Source organism: Streptomyces sp. MnatMP-M17, from assembly GCF_900091995.1.
Classification (GTDB): Bacteria; Actinomycetota; Actinomycetes; order Streptomycetales; family Streptomycetaceae; genus Streptomyces.
In genome coordinates this window covers 1-11,431 of record NZ_FMDK01000385.1, presented here as the reverse complement: position 1 = coordinate 11,431, position 11,431 = coordinate 1, and the positions used below count along the sequence as shown (strand labels likewise).

Genomic DNA, 11,431 nt, shown 5'->3' with positions numbered 1-11,431 from the left:
CGCCCGCCCCGCCGCCTCCGCGCGGCGCGCCCTGCCGACTCGCCTGCGCGTGCTCTCCCTCGGCGGCGGCCCGACTACCCGCCGGTCGCACGCCGCCGACGAGCTGACCACCCTGCTGGACCGTACGGGCGCGCTCAGCCCGCAGGACGCCGACGACCTCGCCGTCCTGCTCGACGGAGCCGGCGATCGCAAGACCCTCGGCTGGCTGCCCACGCAGATCCCCGGCCGTGAGACCAAGGCCCGCGTTCTGGCCTGGCTGCTGGACGACCGCGCCCTCTACCTCACCACCCTGCCCGCGGTCACGGACCGCATCACCACTGCCACCGACGTCCTGCGCCTGCTGGCCGTCCGGTCCGGCGGCGACCCCGGCCTGACCTCCGCGGTCCGCATCACCACCGTCCCGCGCCCTCTGCGCCGCGCTCTGCTCCAGGCCCTCGACGGCCTGGACCCGCAGTTCGTCGCGGAGGACCTGCACCGGTACCCGCTCCGGTGGAAGGCGGCCGCCGAACGGCTGCACGTCTTCGAGTACGCCGACCGCTTTCCGCGCGCCGCTCTCGCGTTCGCCGCGCTGCGCTCCACCCAGCTCGGCGACGACGCCCTGTCCACCAGGCTGCGCGCCACCGCCCGCGCCACCGACGGCGTCGAAGCCGACGGCGACACGATCCGCGTCCCGCTCTGGGCGAGCCAGGTCGAGACCGCCCTGGCGGCCGCAGACGTGCCCGGTGCTCTGGCCCCGCTGAGCCGCCGGCCGGGCGAACTGGTCCGCCGCCTGGACCACTTGCTCCGCCTGTCCGGCCCGGACGGCACCGAGCCCGTCCTGGCCGAACTGCGCACCGCCGCGCCCCGCGTCGCCCCCGCCGTCCTGCTCTCGGCACTCGGCGCCGTGCGCTCGCGCACGCAGCCGCCGCTTCCCGGCCGGGTGTTCTTCCCGAAGGGCGAAACCGCCCGGGCGTACATCACCCCGGATGAGCGTGCCCCGCTCAACCCGGGAGCCGCCGAGGAGGCCACGCGCATCCTCACCGGCGAGGTCCTGCGCCGTGCCGGAACGCTGCCCACGGCCGATGTGGCCGTCCTGGACGCCGAACTCGACGGCATCATCGCCCCGTTCGCCGAGCGCACCGCCTCGCGCGCCCTGGTGACCCTCCCGCGCGGCAGCGAGCTGCCCGTTCCCGACGGCCGGACGCTGCGCCTGTTCCTGCACTGGATGGAGTCCGCCGAGTCCGGCCGCACCGACCTGGACCTGTCCATCGCCTTGTTCAACGAGCGCTGGGAGCACATCGGCACCTGCGACTACACCAACCTGCGGTTCGGCAACGACGCGGCCGTCCACTCCGGTGACCTCACCAGCGCGCCGCCGCCGCACGGCGCGTCCGAGTTCGTCGACCTCGACCTGGACAAGCTCGCCGCCCTCGGCGCCCGCTACGCCGTCGCGGTCGTCTACAGCTTCAACAACATCCCGTTCGTCCAGCTGGACGACGCCTTCGCGGGCCTGATGGCCCGCGACGAGCCGGGCACGACCGGCGCGGTCTTCGACGCCCGCCAGGTCGAGCAGCGCTACGACCTCACCAGCGCCTCGCGCGCGAGCGTCCCGCTCATGCTGGACATCGCAGGACGCACCATGCGCTGGCTCGATGTTGCCCAGGGAGTGACCGGCACCCACCACGCCGTTCACCGCCACGCGGACGACCTGGCCGTCCTCGCCGAGCACCTGACTGCCCTGTTCGCCTCCGGCGCCCGCGTCAGCCTCGGCGAACTGGCTCTCTGGCACGCCGCCGCGCGGGCCCGCACGGTCATCGTCCGCCACCACGACGGATCGGCCAGCACCTACCAGCGCCAGACCCAGGAGGACGTGACCGCCTTCGCCGCACGCATCGGCGCCCCGCACACCGACGATCCGGCGGACCTGCGCGACGCCTCGCTCGCCTACCTGCTGCGCGGCGACATCCCGCTCCCGGTCGGCGCCGAGGCATACGCCCTGCACGCCGGCGGACTGGATGCCGGCACCCTGCGGCTGCTGTCCGCCTCGGACCTCGTCGCCTCGCTCGCGAGCTGATTGCCCGGCGGGGACGGCCCATGCCGTCCCCGCCCGAGTGGGCTGTCGCGGCAACTACTGCGGCGAGGCGAGTACCCGACCATCCAGTACGACACATAAAACTTGACTCCAACCCTTCTGTAGGGTACTTTTTATGTGTCGAACTGACGGCGAGGCGGCCCTGCCCGAACGCCATCGCCTGATGCCCGCCAGCTCTTGTCGTCCAGCGGAGAGGACACCGGCCTACGGAGCCGGAAACCGGGGTTCGAATCCTCGCAGGAGCACCGCTTAGACCCCCAGCAGTCCAGCACGCCCGACTCCGTCGGCCCGATCACGACGAGGTGAGACCGATGACCGCCTACACCGTGCCCCTGACCACATACGCGGACACGGTGGTACGCGTCGAGACGGACCTCACGGACCTGGACGCGGTCGTGGAACTCGCCCTGGAACTGGTCGACGTCGGCTCGCTGTGCAACTACTGCGGCGACATCGAACTCGGTGACGACTGGAAGTGCGTCACGGTCGACGGCAAGCCCAACCTCACCCCCCTCGGCGACGGCGCCTACATGGTCACGCTGACCACACACGCCGGCACCGCCGTCGATATCGAGACGGACCTGACCAACCCGGGCGCCATCGCCGAACGGGCGGTGGAGGACTGCGATACCGGGTCGCTGTGCCACCAGTGCGCGAGCACGGTCACGCTCGGCGACACCTGGCAGCCGGTCCTCATCGACGGCGTTCCGACGATGACCACCCATACGAAGTGACCACCGCCGATCGCCAACCACCTGCGAAGGGCCCGATGACGCACGCATTCGACCTGTCTCCCACCGAGGACGCGTGGTGGGCAGCGCGCGACGCCTACCGCGTCAGCACGGCTGCCCTGCTGCGCGAGGCCCTGCCCGCCCTGGGTCTCCTCGGGGAGGACGACAACCCGTACCGGACCTTCCGCTGCACCCTGCCCTCCCACGTTGATGGGGATCGTTGAAATTGGCTCTGTCCGCAGTTCCGTGAATCCCCAGGTCAGCAGCCGGAACGCGGGATCGTTTCGGCAGCGTACTTCCTGCCGTGGCGAGCAAGACGGTTGAGGATGTGCTGTTTCCCGGGATCGATGTGCGGGTGGTGGGGGTGAGTGACTCCTCCGGCATCCTGGTCGTGGAGGCGGTGTCGGCGGCCCGCCCAGGCCGGTGCCCGACCTGCCGCAAGCAGGCCCGCCGCGTACACAGCAGGTATCAACGCACCCTGGATGAACGGCCTTTGGGGTCGCGTCGGGTCATCATTCGGCTGCAGGTGCGCCGATACTTCTGCGACCGCAGGAGCTGCTCCCGCACGACCTTCGTCGAGCAGGTACCGGGTCTGTCCACGCGCTACCGCCGTTCCAGCATCGGGCTGGCTGCGGTCGATCGCGATCGAGCTCGGCGGCCGCCCCGCCGCACGGCTGTGCCGCCGCCTGCGGCTGACCGCGGGCCGGACCCGGCTGCTCAGGCTGCTGACGGCACCGGCAGTGCCGGACCGTGCTCCGCGGGTGCTGGGGGTGGACGAGTTCGCCTTCCGCAAGGGCTGCACCTACGGCACCGTGCTGGTCGACGTCGAGGCCGGCCGGGTTGTGGACGTGCTGCCCGACCGCACGTCCGAGACGTTCGCGGCGTGGCTTACCGAGCATCCCGGAGCCGAGATCATCTGCCGGGACCGGGCCACGGCCTACACCAAGGCGGTCAAGGAAGCCGCCCCCAATGCCCTCGAAGTCGCTGATCGCTGGCATTTGCTGCAGAACCTGTCCGCCGCGGTGGAGAAGACCTGCCACCAGCACCGCGACTGCCTGCGCAAACGTGCCGAGGAGGAGACAGTGACCGAGGTGCCGGAGGTGGCCCCGATGCTGTTACCGCCCGCGGAACTGCCCCGCACCCAGATCATCGAACGCACCCGCCACCGCTACGAGGACATCCACCGCCTGCTGGAGAAACGCTGGACGATCAGCTCCATCGGCCGTCGGCTGGACCTCGACCGCAAGACCGTGCGCCGCTTTCGCGACACCGACCTCGACGAGCTGCTGGCCTCCGCCCGCGAGCGCCGGCCCAACGGCGTCCTGGAGCCCTTCAAGGCATACCTCCATGCGCGCTTCACCGAGGCGCAGGGCCAGGTCAGCGGCACCCGACTGTTCCTGGAGATCCAGGCGCGCGGCTACCGCGGCAGCCGACAGGTCGTCCGCAAACACCTCGCCGCCCTCCGCGCGGGCACCGCCGAACCGATCCGGGCCGACATCCCGAGCCCTCGCAAGATCACCTCGTGGATCATGCGGCCTCGGGAGACGCTCACCGAGAGCCAGGACGAGCGACTCCTACAAGTCCGGCTCGCCTGCCCGGACATCACTCGGGCCTGCGATCTCGCCCGGACGTTCGCCGACCTTGTCCGCCACCAGCGCGGATACCTGCTGCAGGAGTGGATCCGGCAGGCCGAACAGGACGCACCGAAGCCCATGAAGGGCTTCGCCGGCTTCCTCCGCCAGGACCTCGACGCCGTCACCGCCGGACTCACCCTGCCCTGGAGCTCTGGGGTCGTCGAAGGGCATGTAAACAGGGTGAAAACACTCAAGAGGGCTATGTACGGCCGAGCCTCATTCGAACTCCTCCGGACCCGCATCCTGATCGGCCAGCAAGCGTGATCTCTTAATGCAGAAGACCGTGGCTCCGAGCAGTTGTACTGTCAGGCGCCGTGAGTACGGACATCCACGGCGGTATCGAGTTTCGCCATCCCGGCGTCGGCACGGACTACTACGAGGGCGAGCCGTGGGTCGGCGCAATGGATCTCTGGCCCTTGTACGACGAGACCGACTACGCGTCCTTCGGATGCCTCTTCGGCGTGCGCAACTACGCGGGCTACCCGCCCCTGGCCGCGGAACGTGGGTTGCCCGACGACTTGTCGAGTGGGCTACGCGAGCGCCTTCAGCCTTGGGTGGCAGACGGCCACCTGGCAGGGGCTACCTGGGTCAGCTGGGCTGAGATCGCGGGACTGGATCCAGCAACTGCTCCGGAGCACTACATTGGTCGGCTCACGTGGTCATCCCTGGCGAAGCCCTCAATTCTGCATCAGCAACTTGTTCCGGCTGAATGGTCTCCGGAGTTGGTTGCTGCGGTGGGTCCACGCCCACAGGAACTGGGAGGAGGCGACCATTACGTCGAGTGGATCAGCGGAGACTTGCTTTGCCGCTACGAGTCGTTGACGGCTGGTTCTATCCTGGGCCCCAGGTCCCACTGGCCACACGTGTTTGCCGTAATGAAAGCCCTGGCGGATCGTTTCGGTGATGACGCCGTTCGACTCGTTGTGGCCTTCGACTGATCAAGAACGCGTCAGCTGGTCCCATCACGGAACTGCGGCCAGAGCCAAAATCGCGGATCCCCATCAACGTGGCCACCGAGCCGGGTGAGGTCCGGGTCGAGGTCACCGGCGACATCGTCTCGCTGGTCATCAAGGGACTGCCGGTCACGGTGATGCGGGAGGTACTGGTACCCCGCGCCGGCATCTGCTTCTCCCCTTTCACTGTCCAGACCTCCCTGGGCCGCGTTGCCAGCGAAGGACGCTTCACCGCTCGGGTCCACGGCGCCTCCCAGCGCCTTACGGTCCACGCGGGGGGCGTGGCCGACGCGACCCTCACGCTGCCCGCGCTGGTTGCCGCCCGCGCCCTCCGCGCCATCGCACACCACCTGCGGCCGGCCGCCCGCCCGTGATCGGACAAGCCACCGCACGCTGGTGCGACGACCGGGGCCACCCCTTCGTCACCTATCACCCCTGGCTCCACCGCAGCTACTGCCGCTGCGGCCGACGCCAGGAGGCGGGCGCCCAGCCCATGGACTGGGCAGCGAAACAAGCGGTCCACCACCACTGCCCGCCGGCCGGCCCCTGCCGGTGCTACGTCCGGGGCAAGCCCGTCGGTCCCTGACTCCCTTGCGCTTCCCCCGGTTGCCCGAGCAGACCCTGTCCACGAGATGAGGAGCCGAGATGCACGCGCCGCCAACCGTGACCCCCGGCATTCGCTCGTCGGCTGACGCGCCTACCGCTTCGACGCCGGCCGAGGTGCCCGGCTGCCCCGCCACCCGCATCGCGCAGCAGGCAGCGCGAGAGGCAACCCGAGCGGCGGACACGGCAATGCGGGCGGCAGCCCGGAGTACGGCGGCGAACAGCGCCAGGCTCGACACGATCATGTTCGAAGCACACCAGGCCGCCACCGACGCAGAGCGCTACGCCCGCCTGGCCGCCGAGGAAGAGCGGGCCGGCAACCCCGCCACCGGCCGCAACTTCACCGCGCTCGCGATAGCCCGCGCCGTGGACGCCCAGCGTACGGCCGGAGTGCCGTGCACCGCCGAGGCCCTGGCCGCGCTGATCGAACGCCAGCGGACCGAGGCGGAGATCCAGGAAGAGGCGCGCGCCGAACGGGAGCGCGACGCGGCCTACGAGGCGGAACAGCGCGCCACCACGGGCATGGACGCCGACAACCGCGTACGCCTGGAGGTCGCCAAGTCCACCGCGCGGCAGGAGGTCCCGAGCTGGGGATGGAGCCAGGGGATGCTCCGTGCGATGGAAGCCGCCCAGGCCCGCAAGCTCTACCGGCGCGACGGCTACGCCTGGCAAAGCCGCGACCCGGGACAGTTCACCGGAGGCCGGAGAGTCGCCCGGGAACGGGTCCTCATGCTCGCCAGCGCCGGATTCCTCGCCGTCGGCCGCGGAGCCGACCGCGCGATCACCATGACCCCCATGGGCGAGACCGCCCTCTACTTGGCCCAACTGCACCCCGACGGCCTCCACCCGGACGACCGGACCGCCCACCAGGCCCGCCTTGCCGCCGGCCGCCGGCGGGGACGCAGCAGGGACGAGGTCAAGGCCGCTGCCAGGCGGCTACGCCCCTTGGACCGCCACTTCCTGCGGTCCTTCAAGCGGCCGGTCACCCTCGCCGAACAGAACGCGCGAGCAGCCCTGGAGGCCGAACAAACCTGGGAAAGCGACGGCGGCGCCATCTGCGAGCCACGCAGACCACAACCCCCGAACCGCGCTGTGTCGAGGCAGCTCTCCTTCTCACTCCGCCACCAGCCGTCCGCTGACGCACCACGCCCGGAAACGCCCTGACCCCACTGCCGCGGACCGTCCTCGCCCCTCCAACCTCCTGGGAGCCCCCTGTGCCCGCCCGCCAGAACGACACCTTTCCGCCCTTGCCCCTCATCGAGGACCCGCTCCGGCTCGTCACTGACGATCCGGCATGGACCTACACCTCCACCTGCGCCGGCGGCGGAGGCACCGCCCCCCTGCGGGTCTGGCGCACCGCCGACGGCGGACACCTCGCCATCGTCACCCAGAGCGTCGGCCCGGTGAGCATCACCAACGCCGCCGAGGAAATCACCGCCGCTCTCATCAGCCAGTACCCCGGCCCCGTCGTGATTCTGGAGCACTACCGCGCGGGCGACGGTGCGCCCCACGACCGGCTGGACCAGGTCCTCGTACGGCCCGGCCGCGTGCCCGAATGGAAGGCCGTCTGGCCCATCCCGCCGGCCAACCCGAACTTCGAGACCCACCAGGACTGGATGCGCGAGTGCGGCGCCACCCTGCTGAGCGCCCGCGCCCGCTGACGTCGCCCGACACCCAGGAGCAGACCATGCGCATCACGATCTGGCACAACATGCACCGCGACCACTACGACGGCTACCGGCGCCACCACCCGATGCTCAGGGTGTTCTCCTACACCGTCCCGGACGGCGACCCGGAAACCGCACTCTGGCGGGCCGTGGAGATGTTCAACGCACCCGCCGAACTCCTTGCCCCGGGCGACCGTGCGACCGCCGCCGGCTACCGGGAGCGCAAACTGCGCTCGTTCTCCACGGGCGACGGTCTCAGCGTCCTGCTGCAGGGCTCCACCGCGGAACGGTTCTGGGTCAGCAACGGTCTGCAGCTGATTCCCCAGCCCACCGCCTTCGAGCGCCTCGGAACCGAAGGGAGCTCTGTATCCCAGCCTCTCGGCGAGGCCGTCACCTACCTGATTCCCGCTCTCGGGGATCAAGTCCGCGTCGGCCTGTTCGATGTCGAAGGCGCCGGTGGCGCAGACCTGCGGAAGGCCATCGGCGCGCACCACGCCGTGGCGGCCGGTGACGTCGTCATCATCCCGTCGCCGTAGCCGGAGTGCCGGGCTGGACGATTCCCACGGCCGTCCGAGTCCGTTCCAGCAGGCGCCGGCCTGTCGCTCCCCGCTCGGGAAGTCGATCCCGATCAGACTGATCAGTATGAGCTCGAGCACCACGGAATCCGCCGACGGTCTCGGCGTGCACGCCCATAGCGATCGGTGCTACGAGGCCCTGATGGGCCGTGAGGGCGACCGACGATCCGGAACGTGCGTGCTGGCAGCGGACGAGGCTTGGGATTTCGACGCGGTCACCGAGGGCTGGCTGGCGCACGTCCGCGACCGCTTGGCCGCACACGGCATGCGTTACGACCTGGAGCAAGACCAGGTCGAAGTGCCGTCCTCCCTGTCGCTCGGTGAGGCGCGGCGCCTGTGCGGCGAGATCGTCGGAGGCTTTCACGCCTGGCTCGACGGCGTAGTCGAGGAGGTACGCGGCGGCCGACCTGACCCCGAGGAATGGGACGCACGGAGCGAAGACGACGCCGGAGCCCGGTGGATCAAGTGGGCGCCCGGGTAGGCCCCGGGGCCAGCGTCCGGTGTTCGGCGGCTCTGGGGCGAGCGCCGGTGTGGGGTGAGGGACGGCTATACCCAGGGACGGCCGTGTCCGGCCGGACGCCGACTACGCCTGCGGGGCAAGGAGTTCAGCTTCGACCGGGTCGCTGGCGTAGTCCCAGCCCTCGGCGGCGCGGCAGGCGGCGTAGGTGTAGGCGTGTCCGCGGTCGCAGCTGTATCCGGTGTCGGTGTGGTGGACCGGAGCGCCGCATTCGTAGGCGGTCGGGCCGTCTTCGTCGTAACCGGCGATGAGCTGGTCACACCGGTTGTCGGATTCGTGGACTTCGGCGGGAACGGCATCGTGCACGGGAATCTCCTTGGCTGGCAGGTCCGACGGGCGGTCAGGTCGCGGGCGCAGCAGTGAGCTGGCCGCACCGACAGGAGCAGCAGCGGTCGCAGTCCTGGCAGACGTCGTGCGGGCAGTGGCCGCACGGGAAGCGCCGATGAGGCATGCAGCCGTCCCGTTCGGTCGCGGCCGGAGCGTCGTGCCCGGCGGGAGCCCAAGCGGCGTCCCAGGGGGGCGGCCAGCCCAGTGCGGCGCAGATGTCAGCCTGGGATGGGCACGAGGACGACACCAGACGTCCGGCCTTCCACTGCTGCCCGCTGCGCAGGAGTGCGGCGAGGGCGTGGAGAGGCTCGTCGACCGTGGAGGTCGGCGGCGGTGCGGTCCGAGTGGGGGCGGTCTGGTGGCTGGGCATGCGGCTCGCTCCTGTTCGTCGTCCGTGCAGGTTCGTGTCTTGCTGGCGTTGGCCGCCCTGCTCAACGGCCGCGCTGCCGGGCGACGGAGAGCGCCGTACGCACGACCGCGCCCCTGGGCGTGAGCGACCACACCTCATCGGGCTGTTCGCCGCGAGGCGGCACCTGGCCGCTCGTGCGCCGCCACACCACCAGCCGCGAGGACATGGAGGCGTTGGGGAACCGCTCCTCCGGCTGGACGTTCGGGTGACGAACGGGGCCGTCGCGGTACGTACGTGAACGCTGGTCCACAGAACGCGACTTGAGGACTCGCTCCGGCACGGCCAGGTTCGGCGCCCACTCCATGGCCTCGCCGCTGTGCGTGGGCTCGCTCTGGAACACCCAGAACACCGTCAACGTGACCTCCTGAAGTGCGCGCCGTCAGATTCATTAATCTAGCCCAAGGGGATCCGTCAGTCGAGTTTTATGTGTCATCTAGGGTGTCGCCGATACGCCGACCTGACTCCGGTCCACAGTTCCCGCCCTCCTCCCGTGCCGACTTCCGGCAATCGAGGTCAAAAATGTGCAGAACTGCACAGGACGCAACAGCCCGCGGCTCGTTGTACCTCCGGAACGATCCGAGGGAGGAACTGTGCTGCAGGAGATGAACGGCGCGATCTACACCAGTGCGACGGACAGCGAGCGGCAATTGGCGGAGGCCATGGGAGCCGTGATGCAGTCCTTCGCCCGGCTGGCGGGACGGCTCAGGCAAGGCGAGTGGCCTGCCGTCCGCCTTGATGCCGGCGGACTGTGCGACGCCCTCGCCGGCCTTGACATGCTGCTGGCCGCAGGCGGCATCGAGCTCGGCGCCAATTCATACCGGCCCGACCGGGTGCAGGCGCTACTGGAGGCGGCCGGATATCCCATGTCGGCGCTACAGGAGTTGGCCACCGGCGACTACCGGGCGTTTGCTGAATGCGTGCGCAGCCTGGTCCGCCGCGACCTGGCGGAGTACGGGGTCCACGCCCGCGGACGCGACGGACTCTTGGCCCGCTCGGCGCACGCAGGGATCACGGAGGCGGAGACCGCTCGGCTGACCGGCCTTTCGCGCAACACGGTCCGCAAGGTCCTCCACGCGTAGCCGCCCCACGGCGGTGCGTCGACGCTCGGGTGGACGCGTTCCCGTGCAGCCCGCATTGAGGGTGCGCGCGGCGCCCGCGCACGGTCTCGCGAAGAGCGCGCTTCACGGGAGCCCAGACTCGACACATATAACTTGACCCAATGAGTTCGGGTGGGGTATCCTTTATGTGTCGGCGGGGGTGATCGACCCCACTGGCGCCGGACAACGAGGAGCGGCCGATCCGCGCTGTCCGGCAGGTCCGTAGCTCAGCTGGTAGAGCGGCCCCCACGCCGGGGGAGGGTCAGGGGTTCAAGTCCCCTCGGATCGCGAAGTGTGCTGGAACGCGCCCCTCCAGAGGCGACGCCCCGTTGAGAGGGCGCGTCCCAGCACACCAGAACGGACTCGCCCGGCCTGATATCACCGGTGCGAGTCGAAAGAGGGGTAGCTCCCCTCCGGAGCTCTGGTGTTGGTAGCACGCCCCCGCGTGGGGGAAGAGCGGGATCACGCCCCGCAAGCTCACGAAGCCGTACGGCCCGCCCCGCCTCACCCCGAGGCGGACCGTACGGCTCACGGGTACGGCAGGGACGGTCCACTCTCGCGGAGTGGCCACCCGCGTCCGGAACACCCTCTGGCAGGTCGCTGAGACCCGGTGCGCGAAATCCGGAGTCGGCCCGCTATGGCCCCGGGCGCGGACGTCGAGAACGGACCGTCCGTCGCGCTGTCGCCTGTTTCCGGTTCAGCACGGAGCATGCGGCGGTCGCCGCCCGCTCTGCTGTCGCGCCGCGACCCGGTGCCCAGAGGTGATGGCCCCATCCGGGGCGCGATCGCCGAACTCCCGCCGGTCCCCCGCGGCTTCGTGCCGCACCGGGGGACCGGCGGGTGCCCC

Annotated in this window: 13 protein-coding genes, 2 tRNA genes and 1 pseudogene; 14 read left to right on the top strand and 2 right to left on the bottom strand. The window is 70.4% G+C overall.

Annotated elements, in window-relative coordinates:
• From GA0115259_RS40375 to GA0115259_RS17825, 12 genes and pseudogenes are all read left to right on the top strand, one after another.
• On the top strand, positions 1–2,053 hold a 2,053-nt coding region (locus tag GA0115259_RS40375; RefSeq protein ID WP_161230403.1), incomplete at its 5' end, for an MXAN_6230/SCO0854 family RING domain-containing protein.
• A gap of 191 nt (positions 2,054–2,244) precedes the next feature.
• Positions 2,245–2,316, top strand: a tRNA-Arg gene (locus GA0115259_RS17875).
• A gap of 66 nt (positions 2,317–2,382) precedes the next feature.
• Positions 2,383–2,805, top strand: a complete 423-nt coding sequence (locus tag GA0115259_RS17870; RefSeq protein ID WP_093597838.1) for a hypothetical protein — start codon at positions 2,383–2,385, stop codon at positions 2,803–2,805.
• A 35-nt stretch (positions 2,806–2,840) separates the two neighbouring features.
• Positions 2,841–3,026 carry a hypothetical protein gene (locus GA0115259_RS17865; RefSeq protein WP_093597835.1) on the top strand — a complete coding sequence of 62 codons (186 nt, stop codon included), beginning with the start codon at positions 2,841–2,843 and terminating at the stop codon, positions 3,024–3,026.
• An 80-nt stretch (positions 3,027–3,106) separates the two neighbouring features.
• A pseudogene (locus tag GA0115259_RS42830) lies at positions 3,107–3,337 on the top strand (transposase family protein); the annotation flags it as partial.
• Positions 3,285–4,700 carry an ISL3 family transposase gene (locus GA0115259_RS17855; protein ID WP_093597832.1) on the top strand — a complete coding sequence of 472 codons (1,416 nt, stop codon included), beginning with the start codon at positions 3,285–3,287 and terminating at the stop codon, positions 4,698–4,700. The pseudogene GA0115259_RS42830 and the gene GA0115259_RS17855, both read left to right, overlap by 53 nt.
• 50 nt (positions 4,701–4,750) lie before the next feature.
• Positions 4,751–5,374: a hypothetical protein gene (locus tag GA0115259_RS17850; RefSeq protein WP_093597829.1), complete on the top strand. Its 624-nt coding sequence runs from the start codon at positions 4,751–4,753 to the stop codon at positions 5,372–5,374.
• A 68-nt stretch (positions 5,375–5,442) separates the two neighbouring features.
• Positions 5,443–5,763 (top strand): hypothetical protein, encoded by a 321-nt coding sequence (locus GA0115259_RS17845; protein WP_093597826.1) that lies wholly within the window; start codon positions 5,443–5,445, stop codon positions 5,761–5,763.
• Between the two features lie 418 nt (positions 5,764–6,181).
• Entirely contained in the window at positions 6,182–7,156 is a 975-nt protein-coding gene (locus tag GA0115259_RS17840; RefSeq protein WP_093597823.1) for a hypothetical protein, read from the top strand.
• Between the two features lie 50 nt (positions 7,157–7,206).
• Positions 7,207–7,653, top strand: a complete 447-nt coding sequence (locus GA0115259_RS17835; protein WP_093597820.1) for a hypothetical protein — start codon at positions 7,207–7,209, stop codon at positions 7,651–7,653.
• A 26-nt stretch (positions 7,654–7,679) separates the two neighbouring features.
• Positions 7,680–8,195 (top strand): hypothetical protein, encoded by a 516-nt coding sequence (locus GA0115259_RS17830; protein WP_093597817.1) that lies wholly within the window; start codon positions 7,680–7,682, stop codon positions 8,193–8,195.
• A gap of 106 nt (positions 8,196–8,301) precedes the next feature.
• Positions 8,302–8,715 carry a hypothetical protein gene (locus GA0115259_RS17825; protein ID WP_093597814.1) on the top strand — a complete coding sequence of 138 codons (414 nt, stop codon included), beginning with the start codon at positions 8,302–8,304 and terminating at the stop codon, positions 8,713–8,715.
• 102 nt (positions 8,716–8,817) lie between these two features.
• Here the strand turns inward: GA0115259_RS17825 and GA0115259_RS17820 are convergent, their stop codons facing one another.
• Complete coding sequence (locus tag GA0115259_RS17820; protein WP_093597811.1) at positions 8,818–9,057, bottom strand: hypothetical protein; 240 nt, start codon at positions 9,055–9,057, stop codon at positions 8,818–8,820.
• A gap of 452 nt (positions 9,058–9,509) precedes the next feature.
• Positions 9,510–9,842, bottom strand: a complete 333-nt coding sequence (locus GA0115259_RS17815) for a hypothetical protein (protein ID WP_093597808.1) — start codon at positions 9,840–9,842, stop codon at positions 9,510–9,512.
• A gap of 235 nt (positions 9,843–10,077) precedes the next feature.
• Between GA0115259_RS17815 and GA0115259_RS17810 the strand changes: the two genes are divergently transcribed.
• Positions 10,078–10,566 carry a hypothetical protein gene (locus GA0115259_RS17810; protein WP_093597805.1) on the top strand — a complete coding sequence of 163 codons (489 nt, stop codon included), beginning with the start codon at positions 10,078–10,080 and terminating at the stop codon, positions 10,564–10,566.
• Positions 10,567–10,798: 232 nt separating this feature from the next.
• A tRNA-Ala gene (locus tag GA0115259_RS17805) sits at positions 10,799–10,874 on the top strand.
• The last annotated feature ends 557 nt before the right edge of the window (positions 10,875–11,431 follow it).